The sequence below is a fragment of the Arthrobacter sp. TB 26 genome (genome assembly GCF_000427315.1).
Classification (GTDB): Bacteria; Actinomycetota; Actinomycetes; order Actinomycetales; family Micrococcaceae; genus Arthrobacter.
In genome coordinates, this window is sequence record NZ_AUPJ01000343.1 from 1 (window position 1) to 16595 (window position 16595).

The window sequence follows — 16595 nt, forward strand, 5'->3', positions numbered from 1 at the left end:
AGGGCCAGGAACGCCAACTGAAAACAGGGCCACCGACCATTATGGAAGGTGATCAATTTGGATGATTGGGCGGAGATACGCCACCTGTTTTCGACGGGCAAGCACTCGAAGCGTGAGATCGGCAGGATCGTGGGGGTTTCCCGCGGAACGGTGGAGCGTGCGCTGGAGTCGGACCGGGTGCCGAAGTACCAGCGGGCAGCGGGAGTATCGAGTTTTGATGCGTTTGCTCCCAGGGTGCGGGAGCTGTTGGTGAAGACTCCGACGATGCCGGCCGCAACGCTGGCGGAGCGGGTTGGTTGGTCCGGTTCCGCGTCGCTGTTCCGGGCGAAGGTCGCCGCGATCCGGCCTGAATACGCTCCGCCTGACCCGGCCGACCGTCTGGTCCACGAGCCGGGATTCCAGGTCCAGTGCGATTTGTGGTTCCCGCATGATCCGCTACCCGTCGGTGAGGGTCAGACTGACACGCCCCCGGTGCTGGTGATGACCTCGGCGTTCTCGGGATTCATCCAGGCACGGATGCTGCCCTCCCGCACGACACCGGATTTGATCGGTGGGATGTGGGCGCTGCTGCAGGATGCGCAGGCGGTTCCGTCCAGGCTGTTGTGGGACAACGAGTCCGGCATCGGTCGGCGCCGGCCCACGGAGCCGGTGGCCGCGTTCGCCGGATCCTTGGGGCTGGAGGTCAAACTGCTGCCGCCGCGGGATCCGGAGTCCAAGGGCATGGTCGAGCGGATGAACAGGTTCTTCCGGCAACGCTTCATGCCGGGCCGGGACTTCCGCTCACCAGCGGATTTCAACGGTCAGCTGGAGGACTGGCTGCCCAAGGCCAACCACCGGTATTCCCGGTCCCGCCACGGCCGTCCTGACGAGCTGATCGTCCTGGACCGGGAGAAGATGCGGGAACTACCGCCGGTGACACCGGACACGGTATTCCGCAACGCGGTGCGGCTGCCGCGGGATTACTACGTGCGGGTGTTCTCCAACGACTATTCCGTGGACCCGTCGTTCATTGGGCGGATCGTGGATGTCACCGCTGATCTGGACACCGTCTGGGTCACGCACGATGGGGTGCTCATCGCCACCCACGTCCGGGCCTGGGCGCGGCATCTGGTGGTGACCGACACGGCCCATGTCGCCCGCGCGGCGGTGATGCGCCGGGACTTCCGGACCCAGCGGGTGCGCCGCCCCGAACCCGAGGAAGCCGTGCAAATCCGGGATCTGGCCGCCTACGACGAGATCTTCGGCATCGACCTCGGACAGGACCCGGCCGTGCTGCTGGAGGCGGCGTCATGAGCGGGACACCCTCGCAGATCGAGTACTACGCCCGTGCGCTGCGCGCACCCCGGATCAGCGATGGGTTCCGCCGCCTCGGGGACCAGGCCCGGGACGCCGGCTGGTCGCACGAGGAGTATCTGGCCGCCGTCCTCTCCCGGGAAGTCTCCGAACGCGAAGCCTCCGGAGCCGCGACACGGATCAAGGCCGCCCGGTTCCCCGCGCACAAGGACCTCGAGGAGTTCAACTTCGACCACCAGCCCTCCGCGGACCGGAACCTCATCGCTCACCTGGGCACCAGCGTATTTCTCTCCGAGGCCAAGAACGTGGTCCTGCTCGGGCCTCCCGGCACCGGCAAAACCCACCTCGCGGTCGGCATCGGCATCAAGGCGGCCAAGGCCGGGCACCGGGTCCTCTTCGACTCCGCGACGGGCTGGGTCGCCCGCCTGCAGGAGGCTCATTCCCGCGGGAAACTCGCCCAGGAACTGGTCAAGCTACGCCGCTACAGTCTCCTGGTGGTCGATGAAGTCGGCTATATCCCGTTTGACCAGGACGCCGCGAACCTGTTCTTTCAGCTGGTCTCCAGCCGCTATGAACACGCCTCGATGATTCTGACGTCCAACCTGCCCTTCGCCCGCTGGGGCGACGTCTTCGGGGACCTGACCATCGCCTCGGCCATGATCGACCGGATCGTCCACCACGCCGACGTCATCAGCCTCAAAGGCAAAAGCTACCGGCTCAGAAAACACCAGCCCACGGCCAGTACGGCACAATAGAACGAACAACAAGTGGCCCTGTTTTCAACTGGCACTAATGGCCCTGTTTTGGGTTGGCGTTAACAGATGTCTCCGACGCGGCCTGGCTGGCTCAGCTCGGCGCGCATGGCCTGCTCCGGGCCTCCTTCGTCCCGCCGGAGGCGATCCGGGAGCTGCGGGACCTGAACCGGGCCCGGTCCATCGCCACCCGTGACCGGACCCGGGAAATCCAGCGCCTGGAGAAGTTCCAGGAGGGCTCCGGGATCAAGCTCTCCTCGGTGGTCACTGACCTGACCGGGGTCTCTTCCCGGGCGATGCTCGAAGCCCTCATCGAGAGGGAACGCAACCCCGAAGTCCACGCCGGCCTTGCCAGGGGAACCCTGCGCTCCAAAATCCCCGAGCTCGTCGAGGCCCTGACCGGCCGGTTCAAGGCCCATCACGCGTTCATGGCCCGGCTGCACCTGGACCAGATTGATGCCCAGTCCCGCATCATCGAAGCGCTCACCGGGCGGATCGAGGAGGCGATGACGCCCTTTCGTGCCGCCAGGGAATTCCTGGCCGCCATCCCGGGAGATCCGCGCACATCCTGCCCGGCAACAAATAACTCAAAGCCGCACTGGGCACCGCAGCGCTGTCCGCTTCCCGAAGCAAGGACACCTACCTGGCCGCAAAATACCGGCGCATCGCTGCCCGGCGCGGACCGATGAAAGCCATCGTCGCCCTCGAACACTCGATCCTCACTGCAGCCTGGCACCTGCTCGCCGACGGCGAATGCTATGCCGACCCCGGCGCCGATCACTTCAGCCGGCTCGACCCCGTCAAAGCCAAAAACAACGCCATCAAAAAAACTCAACAGCCTGGGTTTTGACGTCACTGTCACCCCGGCCACCGCCGCCTGAGGCGCCTTACTTTCGTATTAGGTCCACCGGTGGGACCTGACCTACCCGGAAACGGCGAAAGCCCGCCCCGCCACAATGGCGGAACGGGCTTTCGGCAAGCGCGATTAACGCTTCGAGTACTGCTGAGCCTTACGGGCCTTCTTGAGACCGGCCTTCTTGCGCTCGATGACGCGGGCGTCACGGCGCAGGTAACCGGCCTTCTTCAGGGTGGCGCGGTTGTTCTCGGTGTCGATCTCGTTCAGTGAACGGGCGATGCCGAGGCGCAGGGCACCGGCCTGGCCGGAAATGCCACCACCGTGGATACGGGCAATGACGTCGTAGGCGCCGTCAAGATCGAGGATCTTGAAGGGCTCGTTGACATCCTGCTGGTGCAGCTTGTTCGGGAAGTAGTTCGCCAGCTCGCGGCCGTTGATGGTCCACTTGCCGGTGCCGGGCACGATACGAACGCGCGCGACGGCTTCCTTGCGACGGCCAACTGCTGCGCCGGCAACCGTGAGGGCCGGGCGTTCCTTCTTGGGCGCTTCTGCTTCCGCAGGACCGCTTTCCGAGGTGTAGCTGGTCAGGTTTTCCTCAGCCACAACGGCCTCGGTGGTCAGTTCTTCGTTCTGAGCCACGATTCTCCTTGATTAAAAGTTGGTTGGTGGCCAGGACTACTGGGCGACCTGGGTGATTTCGTAAGTCTTGGGCTGCTGGGCGGCGTGGGGGTGCTCGGCACCCTTGTAAACCTTCAGCTTGCCCAGCTGCTGTGCAGCGAGGGAGTTCTTCGGGAGCATGCCCTTGATGGCCTTCTCCACGGCGCGGACCGGGTTGGATTCCAGCAGCTCCGCGTAGGTGACGGAGGTCAGGCCGCCCGGGTAACCGGAGTGGCGGTATGCGCGCTTCTGCTCCAGCTTGGCGCCGGTGAGGGCAACCTTTTCAGCGTTGATGATGATGACGAAGTCGCCCATGTCCATGTGGGACGCAAAGGTGGCCTTGTGCTTGCCGCGCAGCAGGATTGCGGTCTGGCTGGCAAGACGACCAAGGACAACGTCGGTGGCGTCAATGACGTGCCACTGGCGGTTGATATCGCCGGGCTTCGGGGTGTACGTACGCACGGTGTTTGCCTCGTTCTTGTTCTGGCGTTCTTGTTTTAGGCGTCACACGAAGGTGCACCTACTATCTATGCGTTACCGGAACAGAGGTGAGGGCTCTATGTAACCAGTCATCCTGAAGTCTCGAATGTGCACGTTGGGTAGTCATCCTGCAACCGGATTCCCAAGCGGGCACGCATCATCGAGAAGGACACGCACAACGACTACCAAGAATAGCGGAAGACGTGTCTCTGGGTCAAAATGGGGTGTCCGGATGCATCCAGCCAGCCGCCGGCCCGCCGCATCCCTGGAGGAACAGTGTTCGACACCGCCGCCGCAGGCTCCGCATCGCCGCTGTTTATTGCCGGGATCGGGCTGGCCGGAATGTGCCTGGGGCTGCTGGCGGACGCCCTTGTCCGGCGGGCCCTCCCCCAGCTGGCCGGCGAACCCACCACGCGCCTGAGAATCACGACGGCGGCGGCCACCTTTGCCCTCTCTGCCCTGCTGGCCTGGCGGTTCGGTAGTGCGGCCGAACTTCCCGCTTACGTATTACTCGGCATTTTCGCTGTTCCTTTGGCGCGCATCGATATCGTGCATCAATTGCTGCCAAACCGGCTCGTGGGGTCCCTGTTTGGGGCCGGCCTCGCGCTACTGGGCTTCGCTGCACTGGCCTCGGGAGCTGCCGGAGACCTGCTTCGCGGAGCCGCCGGGGCCGCAATCTTGTTCTTTTTTTACTTAATTTTGGCCCTGACCAGCGGAAACGGCCTCGGAATGGGTGACGTGAAGCTCGCCGCACCACTTGGACTGTACTTGGGCTACCTAGGCTGGGCGCAGCTTTTCTACGGCGGAGCCCTGGCGTTCATTGCCGGCGGTATCGCCTCCATCGTTCTGGTGCTGAAAAACCGCGAAAACAAGCCACAAGAGGTGGCCTACGGGCCCTCGATGCTGGCCGCAGGGATCGCCATCATCGTGCTTATTCCGTAACTCCTGCAACTGCCGTACCTCTGACCTCATTAGTAAGCGGGCGTACCAAACCACGTAGTTGATCCGCGGTCTCCGCCCCGAACTGAGTACACCGGAAAACAGGCACAGGTGGTGCCTCCATTTCCACCCAGAAAATTCGAGTATTCCGATGCATTGCTGTGCCGTTAATCGCCATGCAATTGTTGACCCAACGGAGCTCCAGTGGGTTGGCAAAAGGGGATTTGCTGGAATTTCGTTACACATTCAAAAACTCTGGAAAAGGAATTCACAATGACTGGTCTCATGGTCTCAATGCTCGCTTTTGTAACCGGCGTCAAGAACAAGCTCGAATCAGAAAAGGGAGCCACGGCAACCGAATACTCTCTGCTGGTCGGTCTCATCGCCCTCGTGATCGTCGCCGGCGTGACCCTCTTCGGCACCAACCTCAACACCTTCTTCAGTGGCCTCGCCGGCAAGGTCGGCGCCTGGTAATCGGGAACGCGAAGCGGAAAGGTCTCACCGCCATGTTGAAGTTCATGCTCGCCGTTCAGGCATTCCTGGTACCAGCCACCGATCGAGCCTCATCCGAAAAGGGTGCGACGGCAACGGAGTACTCGTTGCTTGTGGGCCTGATCGCGCTGGTAATCGTCGCCGGTGTCACGCTATTCGGCACCAACCTGAATACCTTCTTCAGTGGCCTTGCCGGCACTGTCGGTGGATGGTAGCTCAGGCCCAACGGGTGTGCCGCGCGGGTTTGCGCGGCACACCCACACTTAATTCAGGCTGCAACTGTCCAGGGGGACCCGTTGAAACGCAGCACAAAAACAGCCAATAGCCGTGAGCGCGGGGCGGTGGCCGTCGAATTCGCGCTAGTCGCTCCCTTACTCGTCGCCCTCATCATTGGCGTTGTCGAGTTCTCCAACGCCTACAACGTCCAGGTTTCGGTGACACAGGCGTCCCGCGAAGCCGCCAGAACCATGGCCATTACGAAGGACACCGTGAAGGCGACCGCCGCCGGTATAGCCGGCGCACCATCGATCAATACTGGGCTGCTGACGTTCGACTATTCGGCGGCGGCCTGCCCGGCCACGACCCCTACTCCGACGTCGGTCGTGACGGTCAAGTACACGGGCACGTCACTCACTGGATTCTTCGGATCCTCGTTGGTCCTCACCGGCAAAGGAGCCATGCAATGCGGCGGCTAATCGGATGCACGGATCCTCAGGACACTGAACGCGGGGCAGCAGGAGTGATCGTCGGTCTCACGATGATGGCCCTGATCGGAGTCGGGGCAGTAGCGGTGGACGTCGGCCAGATCTATGCCGAACGGGCCCAGTTGCAGAACGGGGCGGACGCCGGAGCACTCGCGGTAGCGCGCAGCTGCGCAACCGGACCCTGCACATCTGCACTCGCCGGCCCCCTGGCCAATGCCAATTCCAACGACAACGCAAGCGCTGCCAGCGTGGATCTCAGCGTTGCCGGCCAGGTGACGGTAACGACGTCCACCAAGAACGGCGGATCCAGTTTCCTGTCGAAGATGTTTGCGAACGCACTGAACTCTGGTCCAGTAACGGTCGGAGCGCAGGCCACCGCCACGTGGGGATCGCCCGGCTCTGGCCCGGCTGCCCTTCCGCTTACATTCGCCCCCTGCCAGTTTGACGTCGACGGGTCACTTCACACGATCCTCACGCATGGCAGCGAAACCTGCGCCAGCGACAGTCCCTCGGGGGGTGTGATCCCCGGCGGCTTTGAGTGGCTGCTGACCAATCCAGGCGACTGTGCCACGACCGTCTTCGCCGATGATCCGGCCACGGCCGGCATCACGGACCCGTATGCCATGACGAAAACCGGCCTCAGCATGCCATCCGAATGCAAGCCGCTCATCGAGGGCTACCTCAACACCGTGGTGATGTTTCCGGTCTTTTCCACGGCGTCCGGGACAGGAGCCAACGCCAAGTACTACATCAAGGGTTATGCAGCATTCTTGCTGGTCGGCTACAGCTTTCCAGGCATGACTGGAGGTGACCTGACCGGTCTTAGCGGATCAGACCGCGGCATCCGCGGCCGGTTCGTCTCATGGGTGGCCGACCCCACGAAGTACGGGGGCGGCGGCTACACCGGCGGCGGGGTCGACCTGCCTCCGAAACTCATTAAGTAACGCAGTTCTAAGGGGAAAAAATTGAAAACTCGCCTGCTGGGGGGCATCGCCGCACTCGTTGTGGCCGTCATAGGAACCATCATTCTTTTCAACTACGTCCAGGGCGCCGACAAACGGGCCCTGGCAAACACCGAAACCACGGACGTCCTGGTCGTCAAACAGGATGTGGCCGCAGGAACACCCGCGGACAAGCTCGGTGACTACGTCGTCACCAAGTCAGTCCCGGTCGGCGCCGTTGCCGCGGACCGGGTGGCGGATCTCGCGTCCTTGGGTAACAAAGTCACTTCTGTGGCCCTGGTCCCCGGCGAGCAGCTGCTCAACAGCCGGCTTGTTGAAGCCAACGCCTATCTGGGCCCGGCACGGGTAAAGGTCCCTGCGGGTCTCCAGGAGATCACCTTCCGGCTCGGCATCGACCGCGTTGTCGGCGGGCGGGTGGAGGCCGGGGATACCGTGGGCATCTTCATCTCGGCCACCGGCGACTCGTCAGCAACCACAAGCGGGCAACCCGCTGCGGGCAACGCTACGCAGCTGGTCTTCCACAAGGTTCTGGTCACAGGTGTTCAGTTCAGTTCCGGTGCCGCCGCGCAAACGGAGGCGCAGGCTCAGCAGAACTCCAGCCAGGGAGCCCTCACCGCCGATAACCAGAAACAGAATTCCGGCGATACTTACCTGATCACCTTTGCCCGAAACGCCGCCGATGCCGAGAAGCTGGTTTACGCCGCGGAATTCGGAAAGATCTATCTCTCCCGTGAGCCGGCAGACGCCATAGAAAACTCCACCGGCGTCCTGGATAAGACGAGGTTGTTCCGATGAGCCGCTTCATTCTGATCACTCCGAATGCCGAGTACGAGCGCCGGGTGCGGATAGCGACCGCCCCCATGCGGGGGACACTGCACTATTTCCAGGCAGCCTATCTTCCCTCCGGGCCCGACGAAGTCTTGAGTCAGCTGAGCGGGGAGCCGCCTGAGGTCCTGATCCTGGGCCCGGAACTGCCGATCGTCGATGCGCTCAAGTTCGCCAGCATCGTTGATCTTCAATTTCCCGAGATCAGCATCCTGCTGGTAGCTGAGGAAGATCCCGCCACCACTCTGCAGTCGATGCGTTCCGGCGTCCGGGATCTCGTGTCGCCGGATGCGGACACCGACACTATCCGCGCGGCGGTTGAGCGGGCCGGGTTGGCCGCTGCTGGTCGCAGACGGGGGCTCGGTCCTACGGCCGGGGAAGGCCCGATGGCCGATGGCGGCCGCATCATCGCGGTCATGTCGCCCAAGGGCGGAGTGGGAAAGACCACCCTCGCCACGAACCTGGCAGTCGGTTTGGGCCAGACGGCGCCGATGAGCGTTGTCATTGTTGACCTCGACCTCCAGTTCGGAGACGTAGCCAGCGGGCTCCTCCTACAACCGGAATTCACGATTACGGATGCCGTTGCGGGCGCCGCGACCCAGGACGCGATGGTGCTCAAGACTTATCTCACGATGCACCCGGCGAACATCTATGCGCTGTGTGCCCCGAACAACCCGATCGAAATGGACAGGATAACAGGCGAGCATATTTCGCATCTGCTGACACAGCTTAAGTCTGAATTCCAGTACGTCGTGGTGGACACGGCCCCGGGACTGGGCGAACACGTGCTCGCTGTGCTCGAACAAGCCACTGACGCGGTTTGGGTCTGTGGCATGGATATTCCCAGCATCCGGGGTATCCGCACCGGGTTCCAGATCCTGTCCGAGCTCGAGCTGATGCCCGCCAACCGGCACATCGTCCTGAACATGGCCGACAAGAAGACCGGACTCACTCTCCAGGATATTGAGGCCACCATCGGCGCTCCCGTCGACATCGTCCTGCCTCGTTCCAGGACACTTCCGTTCTCAACCAACAAAGGGATTCCGCTGCTGCAGGACGGCAGCCGGGATGCGGCGCTCAAAGGCCTTCGCCAATTGGTCGACCGGTTCAAACCCAACTGGGAAGCCCGTCCGCATAAGAAGCTTCACCGAAGGGCGGTAGTACAGTGACACTCTCCAATAGGTTCGCAAAACTCCACTCGGAGCCCGACGAGTTGCCCAATGCAGTGGTGCCCACGGCCCCTTTCGCGACGCCGGCAACCCTGGGGTTCATCCATGAAGCCCACGTCGCGGAACAGACCACAGCGGCCGTGATTGAGCATAGTCCGACGGCCGGCATTGCCAGCGAAGCCCTGGCCGGACTCAAGGAGCGGGCGAGCCAAGCCCTGTATGAGCGCCTCGGCTCCCGGCTTACTGATTCCTCCCTCGATGATGCAGAGCTCCACAAATACGTCAAAGACGAGTTGAAAATCGTAGTTGACGAGGAACAGGTGCCTCTTTCTGCGGGCGAGCGCCAGAGGCTCACGAAAGAAATCATCGACGACGTCTTAGGGCACGGTCCACTGGAGCGATTCCTGGAAGACCCCACGGTGACGGAAATCATGGTGAACCGCGCGGACCAGATCTATGTGGAACGTAACGGCCAGCTGTTCCGGACAGACGCAAAATTCAGCGGCGAGGACGCCCTTCGCCGTGTCATCGAGCGCATCGTTTCCAGAGTGGGCCGGCGCATCGACGAGTCCTCGCCCTTGGTGGATGCACGTTTGGCTGATGGCTCGCGTGTCAATGCCATCATTCCGCCCCTGGCGGTCAATGGAGCGTCCCTCACGATCCGGAAGTTCGGAAGGGAGGCCTTGACGGTAGAGAAGCTCATCCAGTTTGGAAGTCTCTCCCCTGACATGGCGGAGCTTCTCGAAGCCTGCGTGCTGGCCCGGATGAACATCATTGTTTCGGGCGGCACCGGTACGGGCAAAACGACCATGTTGAATGTGCTCTCGTCCTTCATTCCGGCCACGGACCGAATCGTCACCATCGAAGATGCGGTGGAACTCCAGCTGCAACAGGACCACGTGGTCAGGTTGGAGAGCCGGCCAGCAAACATCGAAGGCCAGGGTGAAGTTTCGATCCGGGAACTGGTCCGCAATTCCCTGCGCATGAGGCCAGACAGGATCGTCGTCGGTGAGGTGCGAGGCGGCGAGTCACTCGACATGCTGCAAGCCATGAACACCGGGCATGACGGTTCCATCTCAACAGTCCATGCCAACTCCCCCCGGGATGCCGTGGCGCGGCTGGAAACCCTGGTCCTGATGGCCGGGCTGGATCTGCCGCTCCGGGCTATCCGCGAGCAGATCGCCTCGGCGGTGAACCTGATCGTCCACATCTCCCGGCTCCGCGACGGAACCCGCCGTGTCACGCATATCACCGAGGTCCAAGGCATGGAAGGCGACATCGTCACGCTTCAAGATGCTTTCGTCTTCGACTACTCGGCCGGGCTCGACGCTCACGGCCGCTTCCTTGGCAAGCCCGTCCCGACCGGTGTCCGTCCACGGTTCACGGACCGGTTCATCGAACTCGGGATTCAGATCTCGCCGTCCGTCTTCGGCGCGCATCCAGTGAGGGGCAAGTAATGGGCGCCACCGACGCACCAGCGGGTCTCTTCTTCGTTGGTGTCCTGCTGGTCTACGCGGCAGTCATCCTCGTGTTCGGCGTCGTTTTCAAGTCCGGAAGCGTCATCCCGGTTTCACGGCGCCGGCCGGAGGCCGTCAACACGACATCGGGCCTTACCAAACTGACCGACGCTGCAGTCGGCGTGATCAACAAACGGATCGGTAAGCGCAACGGCGCCCTGGTCGATCGCGACGGGCTTGAAAGTGCCGGGCTCAAAATTCAGCCCGCCGACTTCTTGCTCATGATGGGCGCGGGCGCCGTCGTTGGCGCCGTCGTTGGCTTCTTCCTGGGCGGCCCGTTCCCTGCCGTCTTATTGTCAGTGGCGGTCCCTGCCGGAATGCTCGCGTACCTGCACGTGCGGACTTCCCGTCGGCGGGCCAAGTTTGACGAACAGCTGCCGGATACCCTGCAGATGCTCACCGGGAGCATGCGTGCGGGCCACAGCCTTCTTCGGGCGATCGATGCTTCAGCCAAGGAGAGCGACGCGCCGATGTCCGAAGAGTTGAGCCGGATCGTGAATGAGACGCGGATCGGCCGCGAACTCGCTGAATCGATGAACGACGTCGCACAGAGAACTGGCAGCGAGGACTTCGGCTGGATCACCCAGGCCATCGAAATCCACCGTGAAGTGGGCGGAGATCTCGCCGAGGTCCTGGACCACGTGGGCGAGACGATCCGCGACCGCAACCAAATCAAGCGTCAAGTCCAGGCTCTCAGTGCCGAAGGTCGCATGTCCGCCGCTGTATTGATGGGCCTGCCAATCGTGCTCTTCTTTGCCCTGATCCTCATCAATCCGCAATATGCCAAGACGTTTACCAGCACGGTGCCCGGGTACCTGATGTTGGGAGTGTCCGCGTTGATGCTCACCGCCGGCGGTTTCTGGTTGAGCCGGCTTGTCAAGGCAAAGTACTAGGAGGCCGCCATGTCACCCATAGCGCTCGGCGCCATGCTCGCAATCATCATTCCCGCCAGTCTCCTGGTCTGGCTGGCGTTCAGCACCGACCATGCTGGCGCCCGGAATGTCCAGGTAAACCTCGGTCTGACCGCCAAAGCGTCCGAGGGAGTAACCTCGCTGTCCCAGCAGTACACGGGCCTCATCCTGCGCTTGACACCCGGCAGCTACGAAGCGTGGCTGGACAAACAGTTGGCTGCCGCCGGACGGCCCAAGAAATGGCCGCTGGAGCGATTGCTGGTCACGAAGCCCTTGCTTGCCTTGGGTGCAGGGGTGGTCGGCGTCCTCAATTTCCTTGCCGGTCCGTCTCCAGTGAAGCTTGCCGTCCTGGTCGGCGCGCTTGCCTTCGGCTATTTTGCCCCGGATTTGCTCATTAGGAGCCATGGACAGAAGAGGCGGGCAGCCATTCAGCAGGAACTTCCCAATGCTTTGGACCAGATGCTCATCTCGGTTCAGGCCGGTCTGGGTTTCGAAGCAGCGATGGGCCGGACTGGCAAGAACGGCACGGGCCCACTGGCCGATGAGTTCGTCCGAACCTTACAGGACATCCAGGTAGGACGCTCGCGGAAGGAAGCCTACCTGGCGATGGCTGATCGCGTTGATGTTGCGGACCTGCGAAGCTTCATCCGCTCGATTGTCCAGGCGGACGCCTACGGCATCGCCATCGCCAAGGTCCTTAAAAGCCAGGCGCAAGAGATGCGCACCAAGCGGCGGCAACGTGCCGAGGAACACGCCATGAAGATCCCGGTGAAGATTCTTTTCCCCTTGATTTTCTGCATTTTTCCCACGCTCTTCATCATCCTGTTGGGCCCCGCTGTTATGAACATCATCGCCGCATTCTCCTAGGAGTCCGCATGTCACGCATCGCAGCACGAGTCCGACGCCAGCTCGACGACGTCCGGACCAGGTTCATCTCCGAGGAGGCAGGCGCCACAGCCACCGAGTACAGCATCCTTGTCGGCTTCATCGCCATCGTCATCGTGGCCGGGGTGGGCGCCTTCGGCACCGCGCTGAACGTCTACTTCAACGGGCTCAGCGACGGGGTCAGGGCCGCACTGGGCCTCCCCTAGCCGACTCGCCTCCTGAAATGCGGGTTGCAACGCTCCCGCACCGGCGCACTTGCGCCCCACAGACCGGACCCCCTTGGACCCCAGAGCCAAGGGGGTCCTCCTGTGTCTGCGCTGCGGCGCAAGCCCGGCGCAGAATCTGCGCAGGGAACGTGCAGTTTGGCAAGCCTTGGCACAGGATGCGTCAAGGTCGAATCGTGGGCGTGTCGCGGCTTGCTAAGTTCCTCTCAGTGCTGGTGCAGGGCCAGCCGCCCAACTCGCTCAGGAGTCACCCATGCGTTCCTTTTTCTCCAACCTCGCCACCCGCCTTCGCCGTGACCAGCGCGGCGCCACCGCAGTTGAATACGGCATCATGGTCAGCCTCATCGCCGTCGTCATCATCATCGCTGTGACCGCGCTCGGTGACACTTTGGTGAACACCTTCAACGACGTGCAGTGCACGATCAGCGGCAGCAGCACCGGAGTCTGCGCACCACCCGCGGCTCCGTAAGGCGGCTCAGTTCCTAAGGCCATCAACTGTGTGGTGGTGGCTGGGCCTCCACCACACAGCCGTCTCCAAACCCAACTCCCTCCAGGAAGGCGGTCCCCATGTCCAAAACATCGGAACGGGGCGCCGTCGCAGTGGAGTTTGCCCTCCTGGCACCGGTTCTGGTCATGATGCTACTCGGCATCATGGAATTTGGCCGGGCCTACAACACGCAGATCACGCTCTCCAGCGCAGCCCGTGAAGGCGTCCGGGTCATGGCTATCAACAACAATGCCGCCGCCGCCCGAACGGCGGCGAAGAGCTCAGCCCCGGCACTGAAACCGGTGCTAGCCGACACAAACATAACTATCACCCCCGCCACGTGCACCACCGGGGCTCAAGTGACACTCAAGATCACGTATTCGCTCTCCACCATGACTGGAATAGCGGGTCCCTTTGCCATGGAAGGCAAGGGAGTGATGCTGTGCGGCGGTTGAACAGGCATCTGGTGCCTGACGACCGCGAGAGCGGCGCCGTCAGCGTGCTCATCGCGCTCCTTATGGTGGTGCTGCTGGGATTTGCCGCAGTGGCGGTCGACGTCGGAATGCTCTACGCCGAGCGGGCGCAGTTGCGCAACGGATCCGATGCCGCCGCCATCGCCATCGCACAGAGGTGCGCCAAGAATGTCGCCGATGTCGAGTGCGCTGCCTCCTCAACAATGGCCCGCAACCTGGCCAGCAGCAACGCCGGCGACGGGCTCAGCAATGTCGCCTCCTTGGCCTTGAACACGGCGGCCCGCACCGTCACCGTCACCGCGGGCTCCCAGGAAGCCGGCAGGGCCCCCAACCAGGTTTCGCTGTTCTTCGCCCGCGCCCTCGGCATCAACACGGCGGAGGTCACCGCCGCCTCCACTGCCACCTGGGGCAGCCCAAAATCAGGCCCGACGGCGTTCCCCGTCGCCTTCTCCATCTGCCAGGTGAAGAACCATGTCGACGGCACCCTGCAGCGGCTGCAGAACCACGGCAGCAACGCCAACGACGACTGCCTGTATGGTCCGTCGGGCGCCGCCGTTGAAGGCGGATTCGGCTGGCTGACCAGCGATCCAGGAATCTGCGGGGCGCTGATCGATCTTGCTGTAGCCGAAGGCGGCAGCGACCCCGGCAACAGTGCGCCCGGTTCTTGCCAGGCGACTCTCACCAATTGGGCCTCAGAGATCAGTGCCGGACGGGATGTTGTTGTCTTCCTGCCGGTCTTCGACAGGGTGACCGGCACCGGGGCCGGCGCCATCTACGGTCTCGTCTCGTTTGCCGCTTTCAAGGTCAAGGGCTGGAGTTTCAGTGGTGACAACAAGTTGCCGAACTCATTCCAAAACACCACTGCCTACGTCCCGGCTTCGGTGGCCTGCGACGGGAACTGTCGGGGATTCATCGGAAGCTTCATCAAATATGTCTCACTTGCCGACGGTTTCTCCTTGGGGCCGGTTGACTCCAACGGAGCGACCATCGTCCGCCTCACCAAATAACTCGTTTTCACCCAGTAGTTCTCTAACCGGTTCAGGAGCAGTTTTTGAAGTCACGCTTATTGGCAGGCCTGGCGGCCGTTGTACTCGCCATGATCGGAGCCATTCTTGTCGTCAGCTATGCCCAGGGTGCCGACACCAGGGCCGTGCAGGGACTGGACCCGGTCTCCGTCCTCGTCGTCAAGAAGGCCGTGCCCGCCGGCACCTCGGTTGCCGCCCTGGCAGCCTTTGTGGCGAGCGAGGAACTCCCCGGCAAGGCCGTCACCAAGTCAGCGCTGAAGAACCTCGACGGCATGGCTGACAAAGTGACCGCCGTCGAGCTGCTCCCGGGTGAGCAGCTCGTCGCGGAACGGCTGGTCGCGCCGGAAGCCCTCAAGTCGAGCGGCAGCGTGGCAGTGCCGGAGGGGCTGCAGGAGATCTCCTTCCAGGTGGATCCCCAGCGCGTCGTCGGCGGCAAGGTCTCCCCCGGAGACTACGTCGGTGTGTTCATCTCCATGAAGAGCGGGGGCATTGAAGCCAAGCCGGACAAGGAAACCACCCAGCTGTCCATCCACAAGGTTTTGGTGACCGGAGTGCAGCGTGCCCCGGTTGCGGCCCCCACCCCGCAGCCGTCGGCCAGCGGCTCNCTCGGCCGCCGGACCGGTGGAGGACACGTCGCTTCCCACCGGCATGTTGCTTTTGACCGTGGCCGTCAACGATGTCAATGCATCAAAGATTGTTTTCGCCTCTGAATTCGCCACGCTGTGGTTGAGCAAGGAACCGCTCAACGCCAAGGAAAGCGGCCCCGGAATCATGCAGAAGAGCGAGGTCTACAAATGAGCCGCTTTGTCCTGATCACCCCCAACACCGACTTCGACTCCCGTGTCCGCCAGGCCCTGGCCGGTGGGCTCCAAGGCGGGCTGCAGACCTTCGCGTTCGTCAACCCGTCGGACCCCGGCGAGTTGTTCGCGAACCTGAACCAGGAGCGTCCCGAGGTGCTCATCCTGGGGCCGGACATGCCGGTCGAGGACGCCCTGCGCCTCGCCACCGTGTTCGACGTGCAGCTGCCGGAGCTCAGCGTCGTCCTGGTCGGCGAGCCGGACCCCGCCTTTATCCTGCTCGCCATGCGCGCCGGCATCCGGGACATCCTCAGTCCGGACGCCGACCCGGCGCAGATCCGCATGCTGCTGGAGCGGGCCTGCCAGTCCTACACGAGCCGGAGCCGAACCTCAGCCGTCCAACAGGCCGAGGGTCCCAAAGGCCTGGTCATCGGCGTCTTCTCCCCCAAGGGCGGCGTCGGCAAGACCACCATCGCCACCAACATCGCCATCGGGCTGGGCAAGGTCGCGCCGATGGGCGTCGTCATCGTCGATCTGGATCTGCAGTTCGGGGACGTGGCTTCCGGGCTCTATCTGAACCCGGAGCACACGGTCATGGACGCGGTCTCCGCCGCAGCCAGCCACGACTCCCTGGTGCTCAAGGCGTTCCTGACCGTCCACCCCAGCAACATCTACGCCCTCTGCGCGCCACGGAGCCCGGAGGAAGCCGACGACATCACCCCGCAACAGGTCTCCCGGCTCCTAGAGCAACTCGCGGAACAGTTCCAGTACGTCGTGGTGGACACCGCTCCGGGCCTGCCCGAGGTAGGCCTGGCCGCCATGGAGCAGTGCACCGACGTCGTCTGGGTCACGGGCATGGACGTCCCGAGTATCCGGGGGCTCCGCTCCGGCCTCGGAATCCTCCGCCGCCTGGACCTGCTGCCGGAAACCCGCCATGTGGTCCTGAACATGGCCGATTCCAAGTCCGGTCTCAGTGTCCAGGACGTGGAAGCCACCATCGGCGCACCCGTGGATGTCAGCATCCCCCGCTCCAAAGCCGTGGCTTTCTCCACCAACCGCGGCATTCCGGTCCTGCAGGACGGCCGCAAGGACCCTGCCGTCAAGGGGCTCAAGCAACTTGTGGCCAGGTTCGATCCTGCGTGGCGGG

20 protein-coding genes and 1 pseudogene are annotated in these 16595 nt (G+C 63.0%); 19 read left to right on the forward strand and 2 right to left on the reverse strand.

Annotated features, from left to right (window positions below; translation table 11 throughout):
• Nucleotides 1-48: 48 nt before the first annotated feature.
• The 3 genes and pseudogenes from istA to K789_RS23085 form a co-directional block, all read left to right on the forward strand.
• A complete protein-coding gene (istA, locus tag K789_RS0113095; RefSeq protein WP_024365141.1) occupies nt 49-1293 on the forward strand; it encodes an IS21 family transposase in 1245 nt (414 codons plus the stop codon).
• Nucleotides 1290-2048: an IS21-like element helper ATPase IstB gene (gene istB, locus K789_RS0113100; protein ID WP_024365140.1), complete on the forward strand. Its 759-nt coding sequence runs from the start codon at nt 1290-1292 to the stop codon at nt 2046-2048. Before istA ends, istB begins: the two co-directional genes overlap by 4 nt.
• 62 nt (nt 2049-2110) lie before the next feature.
• Nucleotides 2111-2926: pseudogene (locus K789_RS23085) on the forward strand (IS110 family transposase); the annotation flags it as partial.
• Between the two features lie 104 nt (nt 2927-3030).
• On the opposite strand, the gene rpsI reads toward K789_RS23085, so the two are convergent.
• Both rpsI and rplM read right to left on the reverse strand, forming a co-directional pair.
• Complete coding sequence (gene rpsI, locus K789_RS0113110; RefSeq protein ID WP_024367144.1) at nt 3031-3540, reverse strand: 30S ribosomal protein S9; 510 nt, start codon at nt 3538-3540, stop codon at nt 3031-3033.
• Nucleotides 3541-3576: 36 nt separating this feature from the next.
• Entirely contained in the window at nt 3577-4020 is a 444-nt protein-coding gene (gene rplM / locus K789_RS0113115; RefSeq protein ID WP_024367145.1) for a 50S ribosomal protein L13, read from the reverse strand.
• Between the two features lie 294 nt (nt 4021-4314).
• Here rplM and K789_RS0113120 point away from each other — a divergent pair, with 294 nt between their 5' ends.
• From K789_RS0113120 to K789_RS0113195, 16 genes are all read left to right on the forward strand, one after another.
• The gene (locus K789_RS0113120) at nt 4315-4980 is read left to right on the forward strand and encodes a prepilin peptidase (protein WP_024367146.1); all 666 of its coding nucleotides are present in this window, start codon (nt 4315-4317) and stop codon (nt 4978-4980) included.
• A gap of 270 nt (nt 4981-5250) precedes the next feature.
• Nucleotides 5251-5451: a Flp family type IVb pilin gene (locus K789_RS0113125; protein WP_024367147.1), complete on the forward strand. Its 201-nt coding sequence runs from the start codon at nt 5251-5253 to the stop codon at nt 5449-5451.
• 32 nt (nt 5452-5483) lie between these two features.
• Nucleotides 5484-5684, forward strand: a complete 201-nt coding sequence (locus K789_RS0113130; RefSeq protein WP_024367148.1) for a Flp family type IVb pilin — start codon at nt 5484-5486, stop codon at nt 5682-5684.
• Between the two features lie 81 nt (nt 5685-5765).
• Entirely contained in the window at nt 5766-6164 is a 399-nt protein-coding gene (locus tag K789_RS0113135) for a TadE/TadG family type IV pilus assembly protein (RefSeq protein ID WP_024367149.1), read from the forward strand.
• The gene (locus K789_RS0113140) at nt 6152-7117 is read left to right on the forward strand and encodes a TadE/TadG family type IV pilus assembly protein (protein WP_024367150.1); all 966 of its coding nucleotides are present in this window, start codon (nt 6152-6154) and stop codon (nt 7115-7117) included. Before K789_RS0113135 ends, K789_RS0113140 begins: the two co-directional genes overlap by 13 nt.
• Before the next feature lie 21 nt (nt 7118-7138).
• A complete protein-coding gene (gene cpaB / locus K789_RS0113145) occupies nt 7139-7930 on the forward strand; it encodes a Flp pilus assembly protein CpaB (protein ID WP_024367151.1) in 792 nt (263 codons plus the stop codon).
• The gene (locus K789_RS0113150; protein ID WP_024367152.1) at nt 7927-9129 is read left to right on the forward strand and encodes an AAA family ATPase; all 1203 of its coding nucleotides are present in this window, start codon (nt 7927-7929) and stop codon (nt 9127-9129) included. The genes cpaB (K789_RS0113145) and K789_RS0113150 overlap by 4 nt, the downstream gene beginning before the upstream one ends.
• 140 nt (nt 9130-9269) lie before the next feature.
• Nucleotides 9270-10586 (forward strand): CpaF family protein, encoded by a 1317-nt coding sequence (locus K789_RS0113155; protein WP_237739601.1) that lies wholly within the window; start codon nt 9270-9272, stop codon nt 10584-10586.
• The gene (locus tag K789_RS0113160) at nt 10586-11539 is read left to right on the forward strand and encodes a type II secretion system F family protein (RefSeq protein ID WP_024367154.1); all 954 of its coding nucleotides are present in this window, start codon (nt 10586-10588) and stop codon (nt 11537-11539) included. The genes K789_RS0113155 and K789_RS0113160 overlap by 1 nt, the downstream gene beginning before the upstream one ends.
• A 9-nt stretch (nt 11540-11548) precedes the next feature.
• Entirely contained in the window at nt 11549-12424 is an 876-nt protein-coding gene (locus K789_RS0113165) for a type II secretion system F family protein (protein ID WP_024367155.1), read from the forward strand.
• 8 nt (nt 12425-12432) lie between these two features.
• Nucleotides 12433-12648 carry a Flp family type IVb pilin gene (locus K789_RS0113170; protein ID WP_024367156.1) on the forward strand — a complete coding sequence of 72 codons (216 nt, stop codon included), beginning with the start codon at nt 12433-12435 and terminating at the stop codon, nt 12646-12648.
• Nucleotides 12649-12919: 271 nt separating this feature from the next.
• Nucleotides 12920-13135: a Flp family type IVb pilin gene (locus K789_RS0113175; RefSeq protein ID WP_024367157.1), complete on the forward strand. Its 216-nt coding sequence runs from the start codon at nt 12920-12922 to the stop codon at nt 13133-13135.
• Nucleotides 13136-13233: 98 nt separating this feature from the next.
• On the forward strand, nt 13234-13608 hold the full coding sequence (locus K789_RS0113180; RefSeq protein WP_024367158.1) for a TadE/TadG family type IV pilus assembly protein: 375 nt from the start codon (nt 13234-13236) through the stop codon (nt 13606-13608).
• A gap of 11 nt (nt 13609-13619) precedes the next feature.
• The gene (locus K789_RS0113185; RefSeq protein WP_237739599.1) at nt 13620-14633 is read left to right on the forward strand and encodes a pilus assembly protein TadG-related protein; all 1014 of its coding nucleotides are present in this window, start codon (nt 13620-13622) and stop codon (nt 14631-14633) included.
• A gap of 44 nt (nt 14634-14677) precedes the next feature.
• The gene (gene cpaB, locus K789_RS23090) at nt 14678-15361 is read left to right on the forward strand and encodes a Flp pilus assembly protein CpaB (RefSeq protein ID WP_237739600.1); all 684 of its coding nucleotides are present in this window, start codon (nt 14678-14680) and stop codon (nt 15359-15361) included.
• A gap of 84 nt (nt 15362-15445) precedes the next feature.
• The coding region (locus K789_RS0113195) for an AAA family ATPase (RefSeq protein WP_024367160.1) at nt 15446-16595 on the forward strand (1150 nt) is incomplete at its 3' end.